The organism is Acinetobacter sp. ME22 (assembly GCF_022012315.1).
Taxonomy (GTDB): Bacteria; Pseudomonadota; Gammaproteobacteria; order Pseudomonadales; family Moraxellaceae; genus Acinetobacter; species Acinetobacter brisouii_A.
This window is the reverse complement of the sequence record NZ_JAKLTL010000008.1, coordinates 22739-47825: the sequence shown is the minus strand read 5'-3', so window position 1 is coordinate 47825 and position 25087 is coordinate 22739. Positions and strand designations below refer to the sequence as shown.

Annotated in this window: 26 protein-coding genes; 9 read left to right on the top strand and 17 right to left on the bottom strand. The window is 41.5% G+C overall.

Going from position 1 to position 25087, the window contains the following annotated elements:
• Positions 1–8: 8 nt before the first annotated feature.
• The 5 genes from LVY74_RS12005 to LVY74_RS11985 form a co-directional block, all read right to left on the bottom strand.
• The gene (locus LVY74_RS12005) at positions 9–1712 is read right to left on the bottom strand and encodes a polysaccharide biosynthesis/export family protein (RefSeq protein WP_237815262.1); all 1704 of its coding nucleotides are present in this window, start codon (positions 1710–1712) and stop codon (positions 9–11) included.
• Positions 1713–1715: 3 nt separating this feature from the next.
• Positions 1716–2813, bottom strand: coding sequence for a capsule biosynthesis protein (locus LVY74_RS12000; RefSeq protein ID WP_237815261.1), 1098 nt, complete (start codon positions 2811–2813; stop codon positions 1716–1718).
• A complete protein-coding gene (locus tag LVY74_RS11995; protein WP_237815260.1) occupies positions 2794–3465 on the bottom strand; it encodes an ABC transporter ATP-binding protein in 672 nt (223 codons plus the stop codon). The genes LVY74_RS12000 and LVY74_RS11995 overlap by 20 nt, the downstream gene beginning before the upstream one ends.
• Positions 3462–4277: an ABC transporter permease gene (locus tag LVY74_RS11990; protein WP_237815259.1), complete on the bottom strand. Its 816-nt coding sequence runs from the start codon at positions 4275–4277 to the stop codon at positions 3462–3464. Before LVY74_RS11990 ends, LVY74_RS11995 begins: the two co-directional genes overlap by 4 nt.
• A gap of 577 nt (positions 4278–4854) precedes the next feature.
• On the bottom strand, positions 4855–5214 hold the full coding sequence (locus LVY74_RS11985) for a helix-turn-helix domain-containing protein (protein WP_151778661.1): 360 nt from the start codon (positions 5212–5214) through the stop codon (positions 4855–4857).
• A gap of 103 nt (positions 5215–5317) precedes the next feature.
• On the opposite strand from LVY74_RS11985, the gene LVY74_RS11980 reads away from it, so the two are divergent.
• On the top strand, positions 5318–6649 hold the full coding sequence (locus tag LVY74_RS11980; protein WP_237815258.1) for an APC family permease: 1332 nt from the start codon (positions 5318–5320) through the stop codon (positions 6647–6649).
• Positions 6650–6670: 21 nt separating this feature from the next.
• The gene (locus tag LVY74_RS11975) at positions 6671–8089 is read left to right on the top strand and encodes an NAD(P)/FAD-dependent oxidoreductase (protein WP_237815257.1); all 1419 of its coding nucleotides are present in this window, start codon (positions 6671–6673) and stop codon (positions 8087–8089) included.
• A 386-nt stretch (positions 8090–8475) separates the two neighbouring features.
• On the opposite strand, the gene acpP is transcribed toward LVY74_RS11975, so the two are convergent.
• The 5 genes from acpP to LVY74_RS11950 form a co-directional block, all read right to left on the bottom strand.
• Positions 8476–8712: an acyl carrier protein gene (acpP, locus tag LVY74_RS11970; protein ID WP_004750816.1), complete on the bottom strand. Its 237-nt coding sequence runs from the start codon at positions 8710–8712 to the stop codon at positions 8476–8478.
• Positions 8713–8798: 86 nt separating this feature from the next.
• Positions 8799–9533 (bottom strand): 3-oxoacyl-ACP reductase FabG, encoded by a 735-nt coding sequence (gene fabG, locus LVY74_RS11965; RefSeq protein WP_111895770.1) that lies wholly within the window; start codon positions 9531–9533, stop codon positions 8799–8801.
• Entirely contained in the window at positions 9530–10516 is a 987-nt protein-coding gene (fabD, locus tag LVY74_RS11960) for an ACP S-malonyltransferase (RefSeq protein ID WP_237815256.1), read from the bottom strand. Before fabD ends, fabG begins: the two co-directional genes overlap by 4 nt.
• A gap of 155 nt (positions 10517–10671) precedes the next feature.
• Entirely contained in the window at positions 10672–10854 is a 183-nt protein-coding gene (gene rpmF / locus LVY74_RS11955; protein WP_111895768.1) for a 50S ribosomal protein L32, read from the bottom strand.
• A gap of 76 nt (positions 10855–10930) precedes the next feature.
• Positions 10931–11488 carry a YceD family protein gene (locus LVY74_RS11950; protein ID WP_237815255.1) on the bottom strand — a complete coding sequence of 186 codons (558 nt, stop codon included), beginning with the start codon at positions 11486–11488 and terminating at the stop codon, positions 10931–10933.
• A 97-nt stretch (positions 11489–11585) separates the two neighbouring features.
• On the opposite strand from LVY74_RS11950, the gene LVY74_RS11945 reads away from it, so the two are divergent.
• The 6 genes from LVY74_RS11945 to LVY74_RS11920 all read left to right on the top strand — a co-directional run bounded on the left by LVY74_RS11945 (position 11586) and on the right by LVY74_RS11920 (position 16248).
• Positions 11586–12248, top strand: a complete 663-nt coding sequence (locus LVY74_RS11945; RefSeq protein WP_237815254.1) for an elongation factor P hydroxylase — start codon at positions 11586–11588, stop codon at positions 12246–12248.
• A gap of 85 nt (positions 12249–12333) precedes the next feature.
• Positions 12334–12951, top strand: a complete 618-nt coding sequence (locus LVY74_RS11940) for an L-threonylcarbamoyladenylate synthase (RefSeq protein WP_151708903.1) — start codon at positions 12334–12336, stop codon at positions 12949–12951.
• Positions 12952–13126: 175 nt separating this feature from the next.
• On the top strand, positions 13127–13918 hold the full coding sequence (locus LVY74_RS11935) for a segregation and condensation protein A (protein WP_237815253.1): 792 nt from the start codon (positions 13127–13129) through the stop codon (positions 13916–13918).
• Positions 13915–14502, top strand: a complete 588-nt coding sequence (gene scpB / locus LVY74_RS11930) for an SMC-Scp complex subunit ScpB (protein WP_237815252.1) — start codon at positions 13915–13917, stop codon at positions 14500–14502. The genes LVY74_RS11935 and scpB overlap by 4 nt, the downstream gene beginning before the upstream one ends.
• A 42-nt stretch (positions 14503–14544) precedes the next feature.
• Positions 14545–15495 (top strand): 23S rRNA pseudouridine(2605) synthase RluB, encoded by a 951-nt coding sequence (gene rluB / locus LVY74_RS11925; protein WP_237815251.1) that lies wholly within the window; start codon positions 14545–14547, stop codon positions 15493–15495.
• 198 nt (positions 15496–15693) lie between these two features.
• Positions 15694–16248, top strand: a complete 555-nt coding sequence (locus tag LVY74_RS11920) for a DUF2799 domain-containing protein (protein WP_237815250.1) — start codon at positions 15694–15696, stop codon at positions 16246–16248.
• A gap of 64 nt (positions 16249–16312) precedes the next feature.
• Here LVY74_RS11920 and bioD read toward each other — a convergent pair whose 3' ends face one another.
• The 7 genes from bioD to nadA all read right to left on the bottom strand — a co-directional run bounded on the left by bioD (position 16313) and on the right by nadA (position 23761).
• Positions 16313–16960, bottom strand: a complete 648-nt coding sequence (gene bioD, locus LVY74_RS11915) for a dethiobiotin synthase (protein WP_151778272.1) — start codon at positions 16958–16960, stop codon at positions 16313–16315.
• Positions 16957–17733: a malonyl-ACP O-methyltransferase BioC gene (bioC, locus tag LVY74_RS11910; RefSeq protein ID WP_237815249.1), complete on the bottom strand. Its 777-nt coding sequence runs from the start codon at positions 17731–17733 to the stop codon at positions 16957–16959. Before bioC ends, bioD begins: the two co-directional genes overlap by 4 nt.
• Positions 17724–18881, bottom strand: coding sequence for an 8-amino-7-oxononanoate synthase (locus LVY74_RS11905; RefSeq protein WP_237815248.1), 1158 nt, complete (start codon positions 18879–18881; stop codon positions 17724–17726). The genes bioC and LVY74_RS11905 overlap by 10 nt, the downstream gene beginning before the upstream one ends.
• Positions 18868–20163: an adenosylmethionine--8-amino-7-oxononanoate transaminase gene (bioA, locus tag LVY74_RS11900; RefSeq protein ID WP_237815247.1), complete on the bottom strand. Its 1296-nt coding sequence runs from the start codon at positions 20161–20163 to the stop codon at positions 18868–18870. The genes LVY74_RS11905 and bioA overlap by 14 nt, the downstream gene beginning before the upstream one ends.
• A gap of 80 nt (positions 20164–20243) precedes the next feature.
• Positions 20244–20972, bottom strand: a complete 729-nt coding sequence (locus LVY74_RS11895; protein ID WP_237815246.1) for an alpha/beta fold hydrolase — start codon at positions 20970–20972, stop codon at positions 20244–20246.
• Between the two features lie 88 nt (positions 20973–21060).
• Complete coding sequence (gene nadB, locus LVY74_RS11890; RefSeq protein WP_237815245.1) at positions 21061–22632, bottom strand: L-aspartate oxidase; 1572 nt, start codon at positions 22630–22632, stop codon at positions 21061–21063.
• Positions 22607–23761: a quinolinate synthase NadA gene (gene nadA, locus LVY74_RS11885; RefSeq protein ID WP_237815334.1), complete on the bottom strand. Its 1155-nt coding sequence runs from the start codon at positions 23759–23761 to the stop codon at positions 22607–22609. The genes nadB and nadA overlap by 26 nt, the downstream gene beginning before the upstream one ends.
• Before the next feature lie 271 nt (positions 23762–24032).
• Between nadA and LVY74_RS11880 the strand changes: the two genes are divergently transcribed.
• Entirely contained in the window at positions 24033–24983 is a 951-nt protein-coding gene (locus LVY74_RS11880) for an NUDIX hydrolase (protein WP_237815244.1), read from the top strand.
• The last annotated feature ends 104 nt before the right edge of the window (positions 24984–25087 follow it).

Here is a 25087-nt window from a genome sequence, read left to right as displayed (position 1 = left end):
AATACTTATTAAAGATCAATTGCATATTTTGTTGCTAATGCAATACGATACAACACCTCTGTAATACCTCTAGCAATCTCTACAGGTTTTGCAGTCACTTTTGGTAAAACTAATATTTCATCACCTTGCTGGATTTTATAACGATCATTCACAAGTAAAGCTTCCCCATTTTGATGGAAGACAATAATTTTTGATTTATTGGATTTCTGACTAAACCCACCAACTTGTGCAATATAATCTTTTACACGCATATTTGGCCTATACTCTATCCCATTTGGAAAAGTCACTTGACCATTTACCATAATCACAGATGTTTGCTCAGGAATAACCAATATATCCCCTTGCTGTAAAATAACATTATCTAAATGATTTGGATCAAGTACCACTTGACCTTTGGGTTGAACAGAACGTGCTTTTTGGACAAATTTTTGAACCAATGCTGCATCTTTAGTTCGTAATTCAGACTCTTCTTGAGTGCTTGAGTTCACATTTAAAGTTGATTCTTCTAACTTATCCAATAAAGTATTTAGCATTTCTTTTTGACGTTGTGCTACAGAAGGGCGATAAAGCTGGATTGCCCCCACCTCAGATAGCGCATTTGGTTTTATTTGTTTTAAAACTTCTGATAGTTTCGAGCCATACGGCAGAACAACTGCATGCGCACCTTGATGCGCACCTTCTACACGCACCTGAATGGTTCCTGCATAGCGATCTGCTGTAACTGTAACCTGATCACCGTCTTGAAGCATTACATTTTGTGCATCTGCAAGCGAATAATATTCACTACGATATTCTGCACCTTGACGGCGCATGATACTGATATTGGTTGCTCCAGGCTTTAACTTCGCGACAGATAAAGCTTGTGCAACTGTCAATTGGGAAACATTAAATTCGAAATCATATGGATTATAGACTTCACCAGAAATATTAAAAGTATGTTGCCGTGGCGCAACAACGATCACATCACCATCTTTAAAACTAAATGGTAAAATACGACCCGCAATTAAGAAGTCATATAAGTTGACATGCTGCATGAATTTACCATTTCGCATGATATTAATATCAACATAACTGCCACGTTCAGGATCAACTCCCCCTGCACGATCTAAATATGCTAAAACCGTATCATTAGCCACTCCACCATAGTTACCTGGTTGGTTGACAAAACCTGTCACCAATACTTTTACAGGTTGTGCCTGTTCTAAAGCAGCATACACCCCTACGTTTGCAACATAAATTTTACGAACATTCGCCTCTATCATTTTTTGTAAATTGGCATTGCTTGTTCCTGCAACTTTTACAGGGCCAACATTCGGTACAAAAATATTCCCTTGTGGATCAACTGTCAGAGTTCCTGCAAATTGATAAGCACCCCATAAACGCAAATTAATATTATCGCCAGGATTAATTACATAACTACCATTAAAAGTTGAACCTGCAGTACTTGCAAAAGCCCCTTTAAAGAGTTGTGAACCGAACATATTTTTCGCATTAGGATACTTCAATGAATTACTTGGCGATAAATCTGTTACAGACTGACTTGGTAAAATACTTTGATCTGTAGGTGTCGCTGTCGCCTGAGCAACCGAAGCCAAAGATGCACTTTGTCCTAAACTAGCAACATCTGCTGGAATCATATCATTGGTATTATCGGCCGCAAAAACAGAGCTTATACTTACTGCTAACGTGGAAATGAGTAAAACTTTCTTCATAACTTATTCTCTATGTTCGCGGATAATGGAATGAATTAAAGTTCCAATTCCGAATAAAATATTAAGCAAAATAAATGCCGAAATAGACAAATAAACTTTTCTTGGATACATCGCATCTTGGGCAAGTCGAGGTTCAGAGATCACAACAAGCTTTTTAAGCTTTCTAGATGCTTCTAAACGGGCTTTTTCTAGTGAACCTAAAGCCAATTTGTATAGATCTGTAGAGAATTCTACTTCTGACTTTAACTCTTCAAAGTCAGCAACACTTTGATTGAGTTTATCGGTATTTGGTGACGTTAATTTTGCATTTTCATCATCAATTTGCTTTTGCACAGATTCAATTTGACTGCGAATTGCTACGACTTGTGGTGCATCTGGATTCAGATAACTTAATAATGTTCGCTCTTCTGTTCTGAGTTGGGCTAAATTCCCTTGTAAGGTCGCAACAATGGTCGAAACAGCTTGAGCTTGAGCTTGCGGGTCAAACATCTTATGCTGATTTTGGTAAGCAATCAGATTATCTCTGGATTTTTTTAAATTTGCAGATGCTTCTATCAGCTGTTTTTCAGTGAACTTTAATTGTTCTTGTGCAATATTCTGTGAAATGTCATTAATAAATGCTTCACTTTGACGCAAAATTTCTTGATTTAACAATAATGAAAATTGTGGGGTAAAACCTTGTGCTGAAACATCAAGCATCATTGTTTTATCATCTAAGTTCACTGTAATTCGACTATCATAATAAGCCACTAATTCTTCAATCGTGGCATTTTTATTGAGAGAAAAAAATGGATCTCCTTGAACTTCAAATGCCTTACGTAAATTGAGCTTCTGATCTAGCTTTTCAACCATATCTCGAGAGCTAATATACGTTTTTAAAATATTTGCATCCTCACTACTGGTATTAGATACACCCAATAATGCTGTCAGCCCTGAAGTATCTGTTGCTGCTGTTTCACCAACTTGCTTAACCAAGATCGTAGCATCAGACTCATAACGATCTTTTGCAAACAAGCTCAAATAAGAAATGATAACCGCTAAAGGCAACACCACGAATCCAGCATAAGCTATAGCGATTCGTTTATTTTTTTTGGATTGCATATTCTTTATATACCTCTACAGCCTCTTGTATGTTATCAAAATATTCAGCTTGCCCATCTCGAATAAAGAAAGCAACATCACAATTTCGCGTTAAATCTTTTAAATCATGAGAAACCATAATGACATTTGCTTTCTCTTTTAATTCATCTAATAATGCCTGACTTTTTTTCCGAAATGTCGCATCACCTACGGCACTAGCTTCATCCAATAAATAATAGTCAAAATTAAATGCCATACTCAAACCAAAACCAATTCTAGAACGCATGCCAGAAGAATAACTTTTTACAGGCATATCAAAGTATTTTCCAATTTCTGCAAATTCTTCAACAAATTTAATTACCTGTTCAACCTCATCCTCACCCGATACATAAAGACGGGCCACAAAGCGAACATTTTGTCTTGCTGTCAAACTTCCTTGAAAACCACCTGCGAGAGCAACAGGCCATGAAATTGATTTGCGCGTAATCACTTCACCAGAATCAGCAAAATCAATTCCCCCAATAATACGTAACAACGTACTCTTGCCAGCTCCATTTCGTCCCAATAAAGCAACACTTTTATTTTCAGGCAACACAACATTTAGGTCTTTAAATACAAAATGGCGACCTTTCGGTGTCACATATGATTTAGTTAAATGGCGTAATTCGATCATTTTGATTTCACCATTCGACGTTCAAAACGCTTATAAAGCAATAAACCAAGAAACATGCAACACACGGTCCAAATCAAGAAATAACCAAAACTAATTCCTGTAACTAAAGGATAGCTTGGGGAAATAGCATGACGCATATTTTCAATAACATGAATTAAAGGATTGATAAGTAAATATTTCTGATAATCTTGTGGAATAATATGAATAGAGTACAAAATACCTGACAAAAGGTATAAAACAAAAAATAAAGCAGATACGAGCTTGCCAATCTCTTTAGAAAAATCTCCAATTACCATAAAAATCAAACTAAAAGAGACCATAAATACAAATAGAGCAATCCAATACCCCAATAACTGAGGAATAGACTCTAGACTGATATGAAAGCCAAACCACATCATAACGAGCGTAAAGACAATATAGGTGGTAAAACTAAGAAGTCCTTCTAAAATACTTCTTGATAATAAAGCATCTATAGGCTTGACAGGTCGATAACTAAACAAACCAGCATTTGACTGTACTGCACTCAGTGCTTGTGAAACGCCTGTACGGAACATAAAAAATGGAATGATGCCATTGATCAGAAATACAGGATAGTCCATTCCAGGTAAAGTTCTATGCATCACTTCACCAAAAATTAACACCATAATACCAATATTTAAGAGTGGCTCTAAAAACACCCATAAATAACCTAATCGATACTGACCAAAACGAGTCTGTAACTCTCTAAAAAATAATGCACGGATTGCAGCATACATCACCCGAATGCCACCTCGTGGCTTCAATCTGGGCAATTTTTCAGCGGATGACGTCATGTCTAAACTCTGCCATGTGTTAGCTATTGATCTATAAAAATTGTGTTTTTATACAAAAGCAATCATACATAGATCAATTCTCATTAAAAAGCGTTTCTTGCCGAGAATCTCAGCAAAAAACTTAATAAATGTATGGTTTATTTTAAATACATGAATTTTAATGTATTAATGTTACACATCTATAGCATTTTTTAACAATTGCTTTTGTAAGCATCCATACAAGAATCCTTTTCTCTTGCCTCAAAAATACTCCACATGCACTGCAAACAAGCATTTTTTGCCTACTTATAGAATAATTATTTTTATAGTTTTACATTTTTATATTAATAATTTTACTTTTTTATAAATTTAACCATACTTTTTTATAAATATTACTTTACATATTTATATTTATAATTTTACTTTATTATAATTATAAACTTACTTTTTTATTTTTAATAATTTACATTTTTAATATTTAAATTTTACTTTTTTAATATTTAAAATATACTTTTTTAATCTCATTACTTTACTTTATTACCATTTAAAATAGACATTTTTACATTTATATAAATCAATTCATCTGTACAAATTTTACTTATGCATAGAACCTGCCACGACGGCGACGAAGTCCTAAAACATGGATTGCACGAACTAAAACAGCATAAGAAACACTGTAGCCAAACTCTTGTTCGAATAATGGAATTAAGTCACTAATATTTTGAAATTTATGTTTTTTTATAAAATTCTGGAAAGCTTCCCAGTCTCTAATATGCGATGGTGCTCCACGCTTTTTACTTGGCTTTGGTTGCAAGCTCCCCGTCTCCTCTTCGAGCTTAATCCATGCATCTAAAGTTACTCTAGAGATATTAAATTGTTTACATACAGCAACTTTATAATCTGTTTTTCGATAAGCTTCTAATGCAGCTTTTCTAATTTCAATTGTATATTTAGGCATATTAACTCTCTCAAAAAAAATATTAATGGCACACTTTATGCACAAATAAAAATATGGTTATATATTCCCCCACAGGGATTATTATTGTTACAAGGATTAGATTATGCTGCAAGATGAAGTTCATTTAAAAAAACTATCACTTTGGCAAGTGATCGTCATAGGCGTTGCATACATGACCCCAATGACGGTATTTGATACTTTTGGTATCGTTTCAGGAACAACTGAAGGGCATGTTCCCCTTGCTTATTTGTTTGCATTGGTCGCTATGTTGCTAACTGCTTTTAGCTATGCCCGCTTTAGCCGTGTTTCCGAGAAACCTGGTTCTGCATATACTTACACCGCTGAAAGCTGTGGATCATCGCTTGGGTTCTTTGTCGGTTGGTGTTCTCTGCTCGACTACATTCTCTTACCACTCATCAATGCGCTACTTTGTGGTATTTATCTGGAAGCGATTATTCCAAGTGTGCCTTACTGGGCATGGGTACTGGTTGCAGCAGGTGTGGTCACACTCATTAACTGCTTTAGAGTCAACCTTTTAGCCAATCTAAGCCTCATCTTTGTATTAGCACCTGTTACTTTAATGGTGTTCTTCGTGTATCTGGTTGTGCATGGTGTTGGAACAACCCAAGGCTACGAACATGTGCTGACACTTGCTCCATTAGTCCATGGAAATACGCATATTTTACCCCTGATTGCAGGTGCATCTATTCTCTGTTTCTCATTCTTAGGGTTCGATGCGGTCACAACCCTTTCACATGAAACCAAAGACCCTAAACGTAATATTCCCCGTGCGGTCATGCTCACTACACTGATCGGTGGTGTAATTTTCTTTACAGCAGCATGGTTTATTCAACTGTACTTCCCGACCAATGCTCAATTCAAACATCCAGATGAAGCGCTTCCTGAAATTGTCATGTATGTCGGTGGAGCATTATTTCAATCTGTTTTCTTAACAGGTCAAATCATGAATACCGTTGCTTCTGGTTTAGCGAGCCATGCCAGTGCTTCACGTCTGATTTATATTATGGGCCGTGATGGTATTTTCCATAAAAAGACCCTAGGCAGCATTCACCCGCGCTTCGGCACGCCTTTATACGCCACCCTGTTCATCGGTCTCGTCTCGCTCAGTGCAATTTTTCTTGATCTTGCGCAAGTCGTGAACTTAATCAGTTTTGGTGCTCTAGTTGCATTTACTGCGGTCAATTTCTCAGTCTTCATGCAATTTTATGTGCGTAACAAAGAGCGCCAAGGACTCAAAAATCTTTTCTTCAATGCCATTCTTCCACTGATCTCTGTGGCTGCAATTGTCTGTTTGTGGATGAATCTTGAAAAATCCGCGCTGACTTTTGGTGGTACATGGCTCGGGATTGGCATCATTTTCTTTATCTATAAAAAAGCACGTAAACAATCGATTGCGATTGAAAGTGCCTATTAATCAAGTCAAGTGAGTATCAAAATGCAAAAACTGGTCAACAAACCAACCTTGCTGAATGATGTTGAATTTAAAGTCAGTATCAACCAACTTAACGGCAAAGACTGGAACTGGATTAACCCTAAACATGGGCAAATTGAAAGCCCAGCCAACTATTACGAAAGCTCTTTAGCCGAATGGCACAGCTTTGATGCGCTAGAAACCCATACAGAATGCGATGTTGTGGTCATTGGTGCTGGACTCTTGGGTTCATCCACTGCCCTTCACCTTGCTGAACAAGGCGTAGAAACCATTCTGCTCGACAAAGATCGTATTGGTAGTGCTGCATCAGGGCGTAATGGTGGTCAGCTCACGCCAGGGCTTGCACGTTGGGAAGCTGAAGAGATGATCGAACATTTCAGTCATGAAGATGCCAAACGTCTCTGGAATTTCACTTCCGTTGAAGCCATGCAACTGATTGACAACATCGCTGCAAAATATCAACTCGACTTGCAACGTAAACGTGGGCACATTACCGCCGCTGTACATGAAGGACATCTTGTTGCACTGACACAAGGCTCAGATGCCCGTAAATATCTAGGTGAAAATCATACCCGTGTCGTGGGCAAACATGAATTATTCGATCACGTCAAATCGGAAAGCTATTTTGGTGGACTGATGGATAGCTTAGGCGGGCATATTCATCCATTAGCACTCAATCGCGGCATTGCTTATGGCTTCTTGCAAAATGGCGGAACCATCTATGAGCGTACCGAAGTGACCGAAATTGAAGAACGTGATGATGGAATTTATGTACATACAGCGAATGGGACGATTAAAGCGCGTAAGAGTGTTGTGATTGGCGTGCATCATGCCTCATTTAAATTGTTGCCACAGCATAATCAGACCACCATCCCTTTTTACACCTATGTCTGTACAACTGCACCGCTCGAAGTCGATTTAACTGAGCTATTACCAAGTGATCATCCTGTCTATGACACACAGTTCCAGATCGATTATTATCGTGGTGTCAGCAAAAATCGTTTGCTTTTTGGTGGTCAAGGCACTGGAAGTTGCTGGAGCCCTGAAAAAACCTATCAATACCTATTAGGGCGTATAAATAGCGTTTTCCCGCAACTTAAACAGGTGGAACTCGACTTTGTCTGGAGTGGGACGACAGATTTAACCGTAAATGGCGCAACGGACAGTCGCAAATTTGGCGAAAAGTTCCCAATCTATGCCGTGCATGGTTGGAGTGGTCACGGTGTCGCTCAAACCATCAGAATTGGTAAAGCCATTGCAGATGATTTTGTTGGGCACGCCAAAGATTTTGAAATGCTCACACAAATCCAGCATAAAGACATTACATTTGGGCGTGCATTAGCGCCATTAGTCATTCCTATGGCGAAAGGTGCTTATGGCTTAGGTGCCATGATGAATCCAGGCAAGATGGTGTCATTCTAAACCTGCTATCGCGATTTAATCACAATAAATAAACAACCAACCCAATGCCTAATGTCCTGCATTAGGCATTGTTATTTTCAAAGCAGTAACAACTTAAAAAACCAAACATACAGCAGATAATTTACTTTTAGCTGCAAAATGGTAAGTCTCAAAATTAAGTGATATATGTTTAGCACAGCTTCTTTTATGATGACTTGTACCCTTTTTCTGCTTATCTCAAAGCAAATTGGAGTTTATTTGAATACCGTGTCAGAAAAATCAAAAAGATGTATAAAAAAGCGATTTAGCTCAATCAAATATGCATTGAACTCGCAAAGTTTATTGATCGCGAAATATCAGCAATAAAAAAGCCGCTATAAAAGCGGCTTTTCCACATCTGTAACTAATTAACCAAGTTTTTTAGTTACATAGTCAATCGCTGATTGAACAGTTGTGATTTCGTTTGAATCTTCATCAGGAATAGTGATGTCGAAGTCATTTTCGAAAGACATAACAAGTTCAACTAGGTCTAAAGAATCCGCACCCAAATCATCTGTGAAAGATGCTTCGTTTTTGATTTCTTCAGCACGTAAACCTAATTGTTCAGCGACTGCTTGCTTAACGCGTTGTTCGATATCGCTCACAGGAATTCTCCTCATTGCTTGTGGCGTTTTTTAATGCCGTTAGTGTAATTGAATATAAAAAAATTTAAAAGTTTAATAGCTTAGGATTAAGCCATATACAACCCACCATTTACATGTAATACATTACCTGTAATGTAACTGGATTTGTCACTCGCAAGGAAGCTGACCGCATTTGCGATGTCTTGAGGTTCGCCTAGACGACCAAGTGCAACTTGCTCACTCATTTTCTTACGAATTTCTTCACTTAACTGATCAGTCATCTCAGTTGCAATAAAGCCTGGTGCAACACAGTTCACCGTAATTTGACGGCTACCCATTTCTTTTGCCAGACTGCGACTGAACGCTTCAATCCCTGCTTTAGCAGCAGAATAGTTGGCCTGACCTGGGTTTGCAAAATGTGCAACTACAGAACTGATGTTAATAATGCGACCAAAACGTGCACGAGTCATACCCTTCAATACACGTTTAGATAAGCGATAAACTGCTTTTAAATGAATATTTAAAATATCATCCCAGTCATCTTCTGACATGCGTAGCAACAAGTTATCACGCGTAATACCCGCATTGTTAACCAATACCAATACTGAACCATACTTTTGCTCAATATCAGAAACTAATTGCTCAATCGCTTCAGCATTACGTACATCAAGTACAGCACCTGTACCGTTGTCTGCAAATTGCTGAGTCAATTTCTCTGCGCCAGATTCAGAAGTCGCTGTACCTACCACAAAAAAGCCGTCTTGGATAAGTTGTTGCGCAATCGCAGCACCAATACCACGACTTGCGCCTGTAACTAATGCAACTTTTCGTTCTTGTGTCATGCAATTTTTCCTTCTGCCACTAAAACAGCACTTAGGGCATCTTCAATGCGACTTTTACTATCAATCGCAAATGTTTTTTCAATGTTTGGTAAACGTTTAGCCAAATTGCTCAGTACTGTACCTGGACCACATTCAACAATATAACCAATGCCTTCATCTTGTAGATATTGCATGGTCTTCGTCCATTGCACAGACTGATACAATTGTGCAGTTAAAGCTTGACGCACAGCTGCAACATCTGTTGCTGCCTGAGCATTTACATTTTGTATTACAGGAATACGGGGTAGCTCAATGGCAGTTTGTTCCAAAGCCTGTGCGAATTGTTCAGCAGCAGGTTTCATTAAAGAACAATGTGATGGTACAGATACAGGTAATGCAATTGCCTTGCCATTTTGTGCTTTTGCTTCTGCCATCACAGCTTGTACAAGCGCTGTTGTACCCGCAATAACAACCTGACCTTGAGAATTATAGTTCGCCGCTTCAACTGAACCTGTAGCACCAGCACTTGCTTGTTGGCAAAGTGCAACAACTTGATCATCTGCCAAGCCTAAAATTGCTGCCATTGCACCCTCACCTTGAGGAACGGCACTTTGCATCAACTTACCGCGTAAGTTAACCAATTTCACAGCATCTGCCAAAGTCATTGATTCAGCAGCAACCAGTGCACTGTATTCACCCAATGAGTGACCTGCTAAATATTTAGGTGCAACACCACCTAAATCCAGCCAAGTGCGCCACAATGCAATACTTGCTGTTAACAATACAGGTTGGGTATTTTCTGTTTGATCTAAACCTTCACCTGTTTGAGCAATATGCCACAAGTCAAAACCTAATGCCTCAGAAGCTTCTGCAAAAGTGTCTTGAACACCACTAAACTGCTCTGCGATTTCGGCGAGCATGCCGACTTTCTGTGAGCCTTGACCAGGAAACACAAATGCAGTTTTAGTTGCTTGAACCACTTGCTCGAGTCGTTTAGCAGACATATAAGAGTCCTTTTTTGTCTTCTATTGAAGTTCGGTTCTGCAATTTAACATTAAATTTCACGATTTTTAATTGCCAAATACAACATTTACTTCAATAAAAAAGGGAAGCTTTCGCTTCCCTTTTTCTCACTAAGCCAAGGCTTAATGCAAACCGATTATTCAGCAGATGCTTTAGCGAATAATTGGCGACCACGGTATAAACCGTCTTTAGTTACGTGGTGACGACGATGAGTCTCACCAGTAGCTTGGTCTACAGTTAATGCATTCTCAGTTAAAGCGTCATGTGAACGGCGCATGTCACGGCGAGAGCGACTTTTACGGTTTTGCTGAACGGCCATGATGGCTCCTTACAAATCGAAAAATATGGATCAGAACAAATTCAATTGTCTTATACGCAAGAGTATAACACAAAAATTAGTTAAGTTTACCCTTCAAACTTGCCAAAACACCAAACGGGTTATCCCGCTTCTCTTCGACAAGCTCTTCAATGGCAGGTTGGTGCTTATGTTCACAAGCATCATGCTTAGGAGACAAAGGCATCAACAATAACAATTCATCTTCTATCAGAGAAAGTAAATCAGCAGTCGCAGGCGCATCATAGCTACCTTTCGTCGTTGCTTCACTTTCACCTAAGACGATGAAATCAGCTTCCTCATCCAAGCGCTCTATCAGTGACTCATCATCCACTAGAGCTAGATGAAAATCTGAAACGAGTTCAATATTAACCGCGTCTAAACAACGCTGACATTCGATTGGAACAGTCGTTTCAACGTGACCATCTAACCATACAATGCGATGATACGCATCCATTGATAGCTTACAGTCTATGTTAATCAATTGATCATCAATTGATCCAACAGCTTCACGAGCGATACGAGCAAAGCGAGACAATGGCAGGGTACCTGACCATGTAAAGCCTTGTTCAGCCCATTTAAACGGCTCAATCTGTGCCGGAAAGGTATTTGCTGACATAATTAAGGCGGCAATTCTACAAATTCATCAGTACTCTGTCAAAGATTAAGATACAATTTTGTACTTATTTAGACAGACCATTTTGGGTAACACAGTCATGCATCTGTTGCAGCCGCAAACAGAAGTGAATAAAAAATCACTTGTTAGCACACTTTCAACTGTTCATTTTGACATTTCACCAGACCAAGTGCAACGTTTGGCATGGGCGAATTTACAGACAGAAACTGAACATGTTGACTGGCTCATCTTACACTTTAATCAGTGGTTTTCCCACCACAATGTGATTTTATTCAAAGGTGCTGACGAACCTGAATATTTTCCAGCAACTCCCGATAGTCCTGCCAAAATTCAGTTTGCCCACGGTTTTTTTAACAGTGCGCTACATGAGATTAGCCACTGGACGATTGCAGGGGCAAAGCGTCGGCTACTGCCAGATTTAGGTTACTGGTATGCGCCTGATGGTCGCACTCAAGAACAACAAAACTTGTTTGAGCAAGTTGAAATCATCCCTCAAGCCATTGAATGGTTATTTGCCGTTGCCTTTGGTCGAAAATTTCGGGTTTCACTGGATAATCTAACGGGTGATGGCGGAGATGGTTGCCAGTTTAAAGACAATGTCTATGCTCAGGTACAACGCTATTTTTCTGGTGAAGCACGTTTGCCGCGAGATGCCGCACATTTTATTGCGTGTATCTGTTTATGCACGCGCAATGGCAAAAGTTTACATGCAGATGAGTTTTGTCGCGAAATGTTAGATTAAAAATCCATTGAATAACAAACAACATTGCACCTTTATATGCAATCGTTCCATAATACAAGCAAGCGTAGCACTTCGGAGAGCAACCATGCTTCACTTACGAATTCATCCAGAAAATCCGCAACCGCGACTTATTCAACAGGCGGTTGAGCGAATTCGTGCAGGCGATGTTGTCGTCTACCCAACCGATGCCGCTTATGCGATTGGCTGTCAAATCGGAAATAAAAGTGCTATGGAACGAATTGCACAAATTCGTAACTTGGGCAATAAACATCAGTACGCGATTATTTGCAGTGATTTGTCCGATATTGCGACTTTTGCGAAAGTCGATAATGCAACTTATCGTCTACTCAAAGCCAATACCCCAGCCATTACCACTTATATTTTGACTGCGACCAGTGAAGTCCCTCGCCGTTTAATGCATCCAAAGAAAAAAACCATTGGCTTACGCGTTCCAAGCAACCCTATCTGTCAAATGCTACTCAAGGAGCTTGGCGAACCCTTACTAACCAGTACACTCATCCTTCCCGATCAAAGTGATCCACTGGATGATCCGTATGATATTGAAATGCAACTTGGTAAACGCATTGATGTGTTTATTGATGGCGGTTTTGGTACGCTCACCACAACCAGTATTGTCGATTTATCTGGAGATTCACCTGTCGTGATTCGTCGAGGTATCGGAGATGTCAGTATGTTTGAATAGCGACTGATTTAACCTTTTATCATTTTTATCGGAAATATTGCTTATTTTCATTTCATTCGATCTGCGAATGTCATAAAATATTCATCTTTAGCAGAATTGGAATTTATTTCTCTTCTGCTTTTTTTCAAGCTGTAGAACTTCATGCCTTTGAAAATTCGCGTGGCCTAATATTGTAATGAATCAAGTGCTTCACTCCGTTATGGAATCTGCTCCACACATCCGTGTATTGGATGAATGGCAGGAGACCATTCCTGAAGATTTATATATACCTCCTTCTGCTTTCGAAATTTTACTCGATCACTTCGAGGGACCACTCGACTTTTTAATTTACCTGATTCAAAAAAACGGCTTTGATCTGCTACAACTCGATATCGCTCCGATTGCTAGCCAATACTTGCAATATATGGATGCAATGAAGTCACTGAATATTGAGTTAACCGCAGATTACATGGTGATGGCTGCCTTATTGGCAGATCTCAAATCTCGCCTGTTATTACCAAAACCAAAACATATCGAACTCGAAAAAGACCCGAAACAGCAACTGATTGACCGTTTAGAAACCTATTTACGGATTAAAAAAGCAGCCGAACAACTAGGTCAGTTTTCTATTCTTGAGCGTGACACCTTTAATATCAATGTCAACTTAGGTCAGAGCACAGCTATTTATGAAGGCTATAGCGCTGATTTACTTAAAGATGCTTTGTTTTGCGTATTCAATCGCCCAGAGCCAATGATTCATCAAGTTCAGCAAGAGCCTGTTTTGCTCGAAGAACGGATTGCTTATATTGAACAGTTAATTCAGTCGGGTGAAATCCTTGACTTCTCAGCACTGCTCAAACCAAGCCAAGGTAAAATGGGCATGGTGGTGACCTTTATGGCGATTTTAGAACTAACACGCCAACAAAAAATTCAAATCGTTGCCACAGGTATTGAAGCACCGCTTGCGATCCAAGGGGCAACTGCATGACCATTGAAAATATGAGCATGTCGATTGATGAGTTGCATCATGAAGTGCTAATGCAACTTGAAGCGATTATTTTCGCCAGCGACGCACCTGTTTCTATTGCTCGCTTAAAAGAAGCATTTCAAGATCAATATACTAAACAACAATTACGACAGTTTTTACAGCAACTTGCTGTATTACAACATGGTCGTTCAATTGAACTGATTGAAACTGTACAGGGCTTTCGTTTCCAAGTCCGTGCTAAATATCGACAGGTGATTACTCAAACTTGGCCTGAACGACCAACACGATTATCACCCTCTCTGCTTGAAACACTGGCGGTGGTGGCATATCACCAACCTGTGACTCGCGCAGATATTGAACAAATTCGCGGAGTGACCAATAACAGTCAGATTTTGCGTACATTATTTGACTTTAACTGGATTAAAGAATCTGGTTTTCGTGAACTCCCTGGACGACCGGCGCTGTTGATTACAACGCCCCAATTTTTAAACGCTTTTGGTTTAGCTTCGCTAAGCCAGTTGCCTCCCCTGCAGGATGCCAAGGAAGCTTTCATGACACTTGATGCCCAAGCAGCAAAGTCGTGAATAGGTGGACTGTTGATTGATTAATTCTAAGGTTATGCTGTCATGAGTGAAAAACTACAGAAAGTTTTAGCGCGTATTGGTTTGGGTTCTCGCCGTTATATGGAAGAAGTCATTGCCGCTGGTCGTGTAAGTGTGAATGGTAAAATTGCCCAAGTGGGTGAGCGTATTGAACCGACAGATGAACTCCGTATTGATGGACGTAAAGTTCAGTTTCAAGTGGAAGATGAAATCCGTCGTCGCGTCTTGGTTTACTACAAACCAGAAGGTGAAATCTGTTCGCGTAACGATCCAGAAAAACGCCCGACTGTATTTGATAATTTGCCGCAAATTGCCAATGACCGCTGGGTTATGGTCGGTCGTCTGGATATTAACAGTACGGGCTTATTGCTATTCACAAACGATGGTGAACTTGCCAACCGTTTGATGCACCCTTCAAATGAAATTGAACGTGAATATGCCGTACGTGTGATGGGTGAAGTGACGCCTCAAATGCGTAACACCTTGCTGAAAGGTGTCACACTGGATGATGGCCCTGCAAAATTCGAATCTTTCTCAGACTTGGGTGGTGAAGGGATTAACCGCTGGTATCAAGTTGTGGTGAAAGAAGGACGTAACCGTGAAGTCCGTCGTTTGTTTGAATCGCAAGGTTTAAAAGTAAGCCGTCTGTTACGTACTCGCTATGGTTCAATTACCTTACCTCGCGAATTACGTACAGGTCGTTGGACAGAGCTTGATAAACAAGATATCGACAACTTGGTGAAACTGGTTGAACTCAAACCACGTCAAGGTACTGGCTTATTTGGTATGGCAAAACGTCGTGCTGAACGTATGACCGAAAAACCAATGTCAGCACGTCGTGGTGGTTTCCTCCGTCAACAACGGCGCGACAGCGACAGCCCACAGCAACCACAAAACAATTCTGGTTTTGGTAACGGGAATGGTCAACAACAACGCCGACCTACTGGCCAAGGCAAGAGCTTCAAAAAGTTCTAATTCTTTGTTTCACCTTTATGTCTCAGCTTGAGGCATAAAGGTCTTCTCTCCTCGCTATTTTCAATACTTCAATTTAAATAATCTATTGTTCCTAAAATAACTAAAAATCAATTTAAATTATCCAAATTAGTAAATGATAATTATTTACATTACAATGAGCCACACTTTTGCAGTACGTCTCACCATAAGGATAATTTCATGCTTAGATTTTTTTGCTTTAGCTGCTTAAGCAGTCTGATCTTACTCACAGGCTGTAGCAGCATGCCTAATCAACATTCACACAACCTCGCTCAACGAGGTGAACAAGATGGTCTTAAAGGGATTCGCCCACGTTTGCAACACATTCAGAATGACGAACAAAAAAATCAATATTTACAAGCTTATCAAGCAGGTTTGAGTCAATTCTGCCAACCAAAGCATATTCTAGATGTCAGTTTAAAAGGCGATAACAATTACCAGAACTGCCCGACGGAACAACAAACAGTACTTGCTCCAATCTATCAAGTTGGGCATCAGTATTTTATAGCAAAAAAACAACTGCGTGATTTAGAGCGTAATCAAGCCAAACAAGGCAATCATTCTAGTCACCAATCTTCAGGCTCAAGTTACCATAGTCATAGTAGTAGCATGAGTAGCACCTCAGGCAATTTTGATCAAATGGATGTGCAACAAAACCTAGCGGATGCTCAACACAACCTCGAAATTGCTCAACAGCAAGTTGAAGCTCTAATGCAAATCAATCACTGGAATTAAAGTTCAGCCCATAAAAAAAAGATGAGCCATAAAACTCATCTTTTTATACAAGCTATTTTTAGCATCAAGCCGCTAAAACAGGCACATCAATCCATAAGGCTTCTGGGAAATGTTCTGCCAAATACGCTTTGAGTAATTGCTGCGTATCTTGAGCAATCACTTCATCTTGTGAGTCATCATTCAGGTTATAAGCCAAGGCATACAATGGAATCTGACGCGCCTTTAATGCTTCAAGGCTCAACAAAGTGTGATTAATACTACCCAAACGACCAGAAGACACTAAAATCACAGGATAATTCTGCTGCTTCACAAAATCGATGGTGAGCAAACGACGGGTCAAAGGCACCATTAAACCACCCGCGCCTTCGAGCAAAACCACATCATAGCGCTGTGCTAAAGTTTCGGTTGCTGCATTGATTTTGGCAAAATCAATCTCACGCCCATCCAGTTCACTCGCCAAATGTGGCGATGCAGGATAAGTAAAAATTTCAGGCATGGTCAGCTTTTCATGATCTTCTGGCAGCCAACCTGTTGCCATGATTTCACGATGCTTTTCCAAATCTTCAGAGACATCGACATTACCCGTTTGAATCAGTTTTTGGGTAATGACTTTTTGCTGTTGCTCTGCCAAGGTTTTCGCTAAAAATCCCGTAGCGAAGGTTTTCCCAATCCCTGTATCGATACCACTGATAAAATAAACTTGGGCACTCATGTCAACCTCCGAGCAATGATATAAATAGGATGATAAGTCAGCGGATACTGCTGTTTGGACTGCACGGATTTAAGCGCTGCATAGTCAGCATAAAACTGTTGCAAACGCTGCTTAGTCCATGAAAAGTCACGATTGGTTGCCGTCACGCCTGTAGCTTTCAGATGCTTCAATACATCGCGCGGTTGGGCAAACTCAAGTTCAATCAGTTCCTGTTCAGCATGTACCACTTCAAAACCTTGTTGCTCAAGCATGCTTTGCAACTGCTCGAGAGGTAAGTAATCCAAGCCCTGCCCGATCAATTGTTTGATTTGGCATAAATTCTGTGAACCAAAAGTTGAAAAACACAACCAACCTTGGGCATTGAGCGCTGCATGGATTTTGGCAAAAACCGCCGATAAATCCTGCATCCATTGTAATGCTGAGCTTGAGACTACTGCCGAAAGTTGATTTGGAAATGCAATCTTTTCAGCATCGCCAATACAAAATTCGACCTGTTGTTCAGGAAAAAACTCCATCACTTCAGCATACAGATCATTCACCACATAACGCTGCACAGTGAACTGCTGTTGCAACAGATGGGTCAATGTCCCTGAACCACAGCCAATTTCAAAAATACGAGACAATTGTTCAGGACAAAATTTCTGCATTAATTGGGCAAGATGCTCACAGATCTGCTGCTGTGCCACCGCTTGCACCGTATAGGTTTCACGTGCTTTTGCAAAACGCTGCTGGATCACGCTTTTATCGAGCGAAGTCATCTGATTCACAACCATTGTACCAAGGCTTCTAACGCATCTTGCTGGGTTTGCGCCGTCAGCGATACCCGTAACCGTGCAGCATTTTTTGGAACTGTTGGCGGACGCACAGGCATCACATAAAAACCATGTTGCTGTAACTGTTTGGCTTTTGCTACAGCTTGGTCACTTGCACCAATTACAATCGGCACAATATGTGTGGTCGATGGGCTGTCATAACCACGCGCCAAAACTTGTTGCTGTAAGTACTGACTGGTCTGTGCCAAATGCTGACGCTCAACCGTTAAACCTTGCATGTGTTCAAAAATAAATTTTGTCCAAGCGATATTCACAGGGGGCAACGCGGTACTGAAAATCAGCGGGCGCATGCTATTAATCAGATAGGCTTTAATGATTGGATCACACAACAAATAACCACCGACTGAAGCAATCGCTTTGCCAAATGTACCGACCAAGAAATCAATTTCTTCAATACATTGATGCTGTTCTGCACAGCCTAAACCACGTTCACCACGCACACCAATCGCATGCGCTTCATCAACATACAACATGACTTTCGCGAATTGATGTTTAATCGCCACCAGTGCGGTGAGATCAGTTTCATCACCATCCATACTGAAAATACTTTCAGTCACCACAATTATCCGATCAATATCGGTATCATCGTGGTATTTTTCAAGCAAGCTGTGTAAATGTTGCAAATCATTATGCCGATAACGCACATATTTGGCAGCACTCAGACGAATACCGTCAATCATACTGGCATGAACTAATTTATCTGCCAAAATCAGGGTTTTACTGTCTGCAACCGCAGGTAAAATCCCGACATTCATGTGATAACCACTATTGAACAGTAACGCCGCGCGCCCAGCAAACGCTTGCGAAAGGCTTTGCTCCAAGTCGGCATATTCAGGGAAATTTCCTGTCAGTAAACGCGAAGATGAACTACTCAAATAGCATTCTGCGACTGGATACTGGGCAAAAAACTGCTCACGCAAACTCACTTCAGCAGCAAGCCCCAAATAGTCATTCGATGACAGGTTCAGCATCTGCTGCCCTGCAATTTCGATGTACTGCCCGTGCTGGCGGTTTTCAGTAAACTGGCGATAGTTGCCTTGTTGTTTTAATTGATCAAGCTGTGCTGCATAGTGTTCAAGCAGTGACATGCGCTTCTCCTGAGGTTATTGCTGCGACCACCGCTTTGAGTTCACGTAATAAAATTTCTAATTCTTCGGGGCGAATCACATACGGCGGCATGACATAGACCAATTTTCCAAATGGACGTACCCAAATCCCACGCGCAACAAATTGCTGTTGCAAGCTCGCCATATTGACCGCTTCTGTCAGTTCCACCACACCAATTGCACCGAGTACACGGACATCGGCCACATGCTCCAACTCCGCAAGTGGTGCCAAGCCTTGTTTTAAATGCTGTTCAATACGCTGAATATTGGCTTGCCAGTCTTGAGATAACAACAACTTGGTACTCGCGACTGCCACAGCACATGCGAGTGGATTTGCCATAAAGGTTGGGCCATGCATAAACACGCCTGCTTCACCTTTGGAAATGGTTTCTGCCACATGTCGCGTGGTTAAAGTCGCTGCCAGTGTCATGTAACCACCCGTCAGACCTTTACCAATACACATGATGTCAGGTTCAACCCCCGCATGTTCCCATGCAAACAGCTTGCCTGTACGGCCAAAACCTGTCGCGATTTCATCAAAAATCAGCAAAATATTGTATTTTTCACAAAGCAGTTTGGCTTGGCGCAAATATTCAGGATGATAAAAGCGCATCCCGCCCGCACCTTGCACAATCGGCTCAATAATCAGTGCCGCAATATTTTGATGCTGTTGTTCTAAGGTTTTTGCCAGTTCAGCAATATCTTCTGGATTCCATTCACCGTCAAAACGGCTTTGCGGTGCAGGGACAAAATAACGAATCGGCAAACATGAGCCAAAAATCTGATGCATACCTGTCACAGGGTCACACACCGACATGGCATTCCATGTATCGCCGTGATACCCCGAACGCGTGGTAATAAAATTGGTCTTTTGCTGCTGCCCTTGCGCTGTCCAGTATTGCACCGCCATTTTCAAGGCAACTTCAACCGACACTGAACCTGAGTCTGCATAGAAAATTTTATCGAGTGATGGTGGCACAATTTCAAGCAGCGCCTTACCCAGTTCAATCGCAGGATCATGGGTAAATCCACCAAACATGATATGTGACATGCGTTGCAATTGATCGCTCACTGCCTGATTCAAAACAGGATGATTATAGCCATGAATCGCACACCACCAAGACGACATCCCATCGATGAGTTGGCGACCATCTTCAAGCTCAATGGTCGAGGCAAATGCCTGCTTCACCTTAAATGTGGGTAATGGATTAATCATTGATGTATATGGATGCCATATATGTTGTGCATCAAATAAATCCGTCATCCAAATACCGCCTTTTTAACCTCAATGTCGCCAATCTTAATCCGTTTTTGACATGGATGCGATTGCCAGATCAGTCAAATTCAGACAAACGATGCTTCAGTCACCCATTGACCAATTTGCTCAGCAGTCAGTTCAGGATGAGTCACAGGAAAGGCATGACTCAGATTTTCCCGCATCACAATATGGGCAGCTTCAACCGCAATATCAGGGGCTTTTTGCAAAATCTGGCAAGGAATGACTGCATCTTGCTCAGCAAAGATAAAATAAGCTGAATTGGCAAATTCCAACCATTTGTCTGCCAAGTTTAAATCACGCAGCATGATCAAGCCTTGCATTAAAAGCGCATGATCAGGTGGATTTGCACTATTTTGTAAGTTCAGCCAATGCTGTTTCGCCTGTGCATCACCACGGCAAATATTCAGATAAAAACGTTTGAGTGTTGCTTGAGGATGTTGCTGAAAGGCTTGGAAAAATTGAGAAAATTCAGTTTCAGGCATGGCACAAGACCAGTTCTCTTGTGCCACGAAGCAGGGATTACTGGCTAAGTTAATCAGTGTTTTGTGCTGTCCTGTGAGTTGTTGATAGGCATCGGCTAGCAGCAACGCCAATTGTCCACCGAGTGACCAGCCGATAACGACATCAACTTCGGCAACACGGGAAAGCATCTGTTGTTTTTGAATGGGGTCAAACCAGTCAAAAATATCGGCCAGTTCAACCCGATGCCCGACTTGCTGCAATGCCTGCTGCAATGGCATCAGGGGCGCAGTTCCCACACCCCATCCCGTAATCAGCAAGATTTTCTTTGGCATCGCCCTGTTCTCAACTACAACTCAGTGCTTAGCAGTATAAGACAAAGCATTTATGATCAATGTGCAAGATCTACCATTTTTAGCGTGACTAACACACTAAAGAGGTTGCATCTGACTGTGATACGGCTTGCCGTGCAGGCGCAGCAATCACGCTCATTTCTGCCTCTGGCAAAGTTTGCGGACAGTCACGATTGAAATGCGTTCCGCGACTTTCCTGACGTTGCAGCGCACTATGCACCATGAGCATTGCAGTCAAAAGCATTGGATATCGCTGCTCAGTCATTAGCCACCAGTGATTGAGCTGTGCATACAAATACTGCATGCCTGCAAAGTCACGCTGAATGCCAAAATACTGGGTCATTTTCTGCTGTAATCGCACAACATCAAAATCATCTTCCAGTTCAAACTGGGTGGCAACCGCATTGAAATTTGGCTGTACCAGTTCTGCTTCAGATTTTGGAACTTGCCATTCATCTTGCTGGACAATCGCTTGTGCAACATCACGCCCCATCACAATACATTCAAGCAATGAATTACTGGCTAAACGGTTTGCTCCATGTAAACCTGTACAGGACACTTCGCCAATTGCAAACAGATTTTCAAGATCGGTGTGCCCAATCGCATCGGTTAACACACCACCACAGGCATAATGCGCAGCAGGTGCAACAGGAATCGGCTGCTGGCTGATATCCAAACCTTGTTCAAGACAATGCTGATAAATCGAAGGAAAATGTTCAGTAATAAACGCTTTTTCCAAATGGGTCATATCCAGCAAAACAGGTTGTTGTTGCTGTTTCTGAATCTGATCGGCAATCGCACGCGCCACAATATCGCGTGGCGCAAGTTCTAAGCGCTCATCATAGGCAGGCATAAATCGCTCACCCTGCTGATTACGCAAGATGCCACCTTCACCGCGCAAGGCTTCAGAAATCAGGAATGTTTTACTACCTTTCAGCGCCAATGCTGTTGGATGAAACTGGACGAACTCTAGATTAGCAACGCGACAACCTGCCTGCCATGCCAGTGCTACACCATCACCTGTAGAGGTTTCAGGATTGGTGGTGAGTTCAAACAGTTGACCTGTGCCGCCAGTCGCTAAAATCACATATTTAGCAAAGACTTGGACTGACTGTTGCGCTGCATCTTTAAGTTCAGCCCCATAACAGCGCTGATCTTCTACATAAAGCTGTTGCAAGCGATGCTCAGTTAAACAGGTGACATTATTTTTTTGCGCAAGTTGCTGCTGCAAAGTCTGGGTAACCGACCAACCTGTATGATCAGCCGCATGCACAATACGACGCTGCCCATGTCCACCTTCACGGGTCAAATGCAAACTTTGATCATGGTAGGTAAATGGCACGCCAAACTGACAGAGCCAGTCAATCGCTTCCGCCGCATGCGATAGAATGTGCGTGGTATTTTCCACATGACAGAGTCCCGCACCTGCGACTAGCGTATCTTGAACATGTTCATCGACAGTATCTTGCGGGTCAAGCACCGCGGCGATACCACCTTGTGCCATATTGCTGGAACAGGTGTTTAGATCCTGCTTCGCCAATAGGGCAATTTTAAACTGTTCAGGCAAAGACAGTGCTACGGTAAGCCCTGCCAAGCCTGCACCCACAATTAAAACATCATAATGTTGAATATTTTGCTTCATGTTGTGTTGCCAGCCATTGTTGAAATTGAGCCAGACCTGCACCCAATTGTTGATGCTGTTGATGATAGTTTTTATACGCTTCTGAAAAATCTAACATCCGTTGAATTGGTGCACGTGCTTCTTCAATCAGCGCGGCATCGAGTTGAACTTCCTGACTGTGATCACGCAGGACTTTTGCACAAGCTGCCAAACCATTCATGGCCATCCACGGGCAAAATGCGCAGGATTTACAGGTTGCGCCATTACCCGCAGTCGGCGCAGCAAAGAATTTTTTGTGCGGTGCCTGTTTTTGCATTTCATGCAAAATACCTTGATCGGTCGCCACAATAAACTCATGTTCTGGGCGTTGTACCGCAGCATTCAGTAGTTTACTGGTTGAACCCACCACATCGGCAAGTGCAACCACTTCAGCAGGTGACTCAGGATGTACCAAAACAATCGCTTCAGGATGCTGCTGTTTTAAATGGGTCAGCTCAATACCTTTGAACTCGTTATGTACGATACATGAACCTTGCCAAAGCAGCATATCTGCGCCTGTTTTATCTTGGATATATTGCCCAAGATGACGGTCAGGCCCCCAAATAATTTTTTTGCCTTGGCTATGTAAATGCTCAACAATTTCAATCGCAATTGAAGATGTGACCACCCAGTCTGCATGCGCTTTGACCTCAGCACTGGTGTTGGCATAGACCACCACAGTACGGTCAGGATGTTCATCACAAAATTGTTTAAATTCATCGGCTGGGCAGCCCAAATCGAGAGAACAAGTCGCTTCCAAATCTGGCATCAATACAGTTTTTTGTGGGCTGAGAATCTTGGCGGTTTCTCCCATAAAACGCACACCCACGACCAGTAAAGTATCGGCAGAATGGTTTTTACAGAATTTCGCCATTTCGAGTGAGTCACCTACCATGCCACCTGTTGCAAGTGCAAGGTCTTGTAATTCAGGCTCAACATAGTAATGCGCTACCATCACCGCATTATGCTGTTTCAACAGTTCACGGATTTCTTCTTGGTATTGCTGAATTTCTGTCGCATTTAATGGTGCTGGCACCTTTGCCCACGCTTCATGTAGTGTACAGGCATTGCTTTGCTGAGCATCAACGGCTGACTCAATATGTGCCTGCATATAATCTAAGCTTGGCTTTTCATAAGGATAGCTAGCCAAATGTTCCTTCATAACGGCGTTCCAACGATGATTGTCCGAGCAATTATGCTCATAGTGAGTATATAAATTCAAATCCTTTTTGCTCAAAGAGAGCATAAATAATGTTAAATGACTGTTGTTTATGTATTTATTTTTTATATAGCAAAAGCGTGTAGAGAATGTACGTAAAGGTTTTGTTTCACCCAATATTTCTCATACAATGAACCCGATAGCAACAAACATAAGACCAAAGATGCAGTCACATGTCCATTTAGAACCTTCCCCTTCTCAAGAAACCGCAACCGAACTGGTCGCGGTTTTAATTGCGGTGACTAACTTTTCCGCACGGGTACTCACGATTCAAGATGGCACACTTTTACCTTTTGGGCCGCTCACCCCAATTCACCATTCACTCCAAGCGGGAGCGCGCACTTGGGTACAGCAACAGACCGAGCAGCCGCTTGGCTACATGGAACAGCTTTACACTTTCGTTGACATTAAGCGCTCACAAGACTCTAGACATCCTGTGGTCTATATCAGTTACCTAGGTTTAGTCAAAGAAGCCGACGAACAAAATCTGAAACTGGCTGCAAAATGGCACGATTGGTATGAATATTTTCCGTGGGAAGATCGTCGCAGCAAAGATGCAGAGGAAGTCTGTCAGCAAATTTTGCCTAAAATTCAAGACTGGGTAGACTCCGCAGCCTCAGTCTACCTGCGCCAAGCCCGTCAGCAACGCATGAATTTATGTTGGGGGCTCTCTAGTTATGAATGGCTCGAAGAAAACACGCTTCTTCGCTATGAACTGATGTATGAATCTGGCTTAATCGCCGAATCTCCATATTACGATGCTCGCCTGCCTGAATCAGTTACAGGGAAAGCCATGCACAACCATCATCGTCGTGTTCTTGCAACTGCCATGTCACGTTTACGTTCTAAGTTACAGTACCGACCTGTGATTTTTGAATTAATGCCACCCGAATTCACTTTGTACCAATTACAACAAAGTATTCAAGCACTCAGTGGTGTGGAGCTACACAAACAGAATTTTCGCCGCCTGATTCACAACCAAAATCTGGTTGAACCGACAGGTAAAGAAGCGATTCCTGAACGGGGTCGCCCTGCACAGCTTTATCGCTTCAAAAAAAATGTGCATCAGGAAAGTTTACTTTCAGGTTACAAGCTCCCGATTATGAACAACTAATTTGCTGTTTTTGATCAAAAGTTAAATAGTAAATATTGAGAAATTTACTATTTAACTCAAAATGGTTATAAATCTAGATAAGCTCGCACTAAAAATCACATTAA

What these genes read in the sequence shown, in the direction of transcription:
- LVY74_RS11905 (WP_237815248.1), bottom strand. Translation starts at nt 18,881, where the DNA reads ATGTCACTGCTTGAACACTATGCAGCACAGCTTGATCAATTAAAACAA.
- fabD (WP_237815256.1), bottom strand. Translation starts at nt 10,516, where the DNA reads ATGTCTGCTAAACGACTCGAGCAAGTGGTTCAAGCAACTAAAACTGCA.
- fabG (WP_111895770.1), bottom strand. Translation starts at nt 9,533, where the DNA reads ATGACACAAGAACGAAAAGTTGCATTAGTTACAGGCGCAAGTCGTGGT.
- LVY74_RS12005 (WP_237815262.1), bottom strand. Translation starts at nt 1,712, where the DNA reads ATGAAGAAAGTTTTACTCATTTCCACGTTAGCAGTAAGTATAAGCTCT.
- LVY74_RS11945 (WP_237815254.1), top strand. Translation starts at nt 11,586, where the DNA reads ATGCATCTGTTGCAGCCGCAAACAGAAGTGAATAAAAAATCACTTGTT.
- LVY74_RS11990 (WP_237815259.1), bottom strand. Translation starts at nt 4,277, where the DNA reads ATGACGTCATCCGCTGAAAAATTGCCCAGATTGAAGCCACGAGGTGGC.
- scpB (WP_237815252.1), top strand. Translation starts at nt 13,915, where the DNA reads ATGACCATTGAAAATATGAGCATGTCGATTGATGAGTTGCATCATGAA.
- LVY74_RS11940 (WP_151708903.1), top strand. Translation starts at nt 12,334, where the DNA reads ATGCTTCACTTACGAATTCATCCAGAAAATCCGCAACCGCGACTTATT.
- bioC (WP_237815249.1), bottom strand. Translation starts at nt 17,733, where the DNA reads ATGGTTGTGAATCAGATGACTTCGCTCGATAAAAGCGTGATCCAGCAG.
- rluB (WP_237815251.1), top strand. Translation starts at nt 14,545, where the DNA reads ATGAGTGAAAAACTACAGAAAGTTTTAGCGCGTATTGGTTTGGGTTCT.
- nadA (WP_237815334.1), bottom strand. Translation starts at nt 23,761, where the DNA reads ATGCAGGCACATATTGAGTCAGCCGTTGATGCTCAGCAAAGCAATGCC.
- rpmF (WP_111895768.1), bottom strand. Translation starts at nt 10,854, where the DNA reads ATGGCCGTTCAGCAAAACCGTAAAAGTCGCTCTCGCCGTGACATGCGC.
- LVY74_RS11985 (WP_151778661.1), bottom strand. Translation starts at nt 5,214, where the DNA reads ATGCCTAAATATACAATTGAAATTAGAAAAGCTGCATTAGAAGCTTAT.
- bioD (WP_151778272.1), bottom strand. Translation starts at nt 16,960, where the DNA reads ATGAGTGCCCAAGTTTATTTTATCAGTGGTATCGATACAGGGATTGGG.
- LVY74_RS11880 (WP_237815244.1), top strand. Translation starts at nt 24,033, where the DNA reads ATGCAGTCACATGTCCATTTAGAACCTTCCCCTTCTCAAGAAACCGCA.
- LVY74_RS11935 (WP_237815253.1), top strand. Translation starts at nt 13,127, where the DNA reads ATGAATCAAGTGCTTCACTCCGTTATGGAATCTGCTCCACACATCCGT.
- LVY74_RS11895 (WP_237815246.1), bottom strand. Translation starts at nt 20,972, where the DNA reads ATGCCAAAGAAAATCTTGCTGATTACGGGATGGGGTGTGGGAACTGCG.
- LVY74_RS11920 (WP_237815250.1), top strand. Translation starts at nt 15,694, where the DNA reads ATGCTTAGATTTTTTTGCTTTAGCTGCTTAAGCAGTCTGATCTTACTC.
- LVY74_RS12000 (WP_237815261.1), bottom strand. Translation starts at nt 2,813, where the DNA reads ATGCAATCCAAAAAAAATAAACGAATCGCTATAGCTTATGCTGGATTC.
- bioA (WP_237815247.1), bottom strand. Translation starts at nt 20,163, where the DNA reads ATGACGGATTTATTTGATGCACAACATATATGGCATCCATATACATCA.
- nadB (WP_237815245.1), bottom strand. Translation starts at nt 22,632, where the DNA reads ATGAAGCAAAATATTCAACATTATGATGTTTTAATTGTGGGTGCAGGC.
- LVY74_RS11950 (WP_237815255.1), bottom strand. Translation starts at nt 11,488, where the DNA reads ATGTCAGCAAATACCTTTCCGGCACAGATTGAGCCGTTTAAATGGGCT.
- LVY74_RS11995 (WP_237815260.1), bottom strand. Translation starts at nt 3,465, where the DNA reads ATGATCGAATTACGCCATTTAACTAAATCATATGTGACACCGAAAGGT.
- LVY74_RS11975 (WP_237815257.1), top strand. Translation starts at nt 6,671, where the DNA reads ATGCAAAAACTGGTCAACAAACCAACCTTGCTGAATGATGTTGAATTT.
- LVY74_RS11980 (WP_237815258.1), top strand. Translation starts at nt 5,318, where the DNA reads ATGCTGCAAGATGAAGTTCATTTAAAAAAACTATCACTTTGGCAAGTG.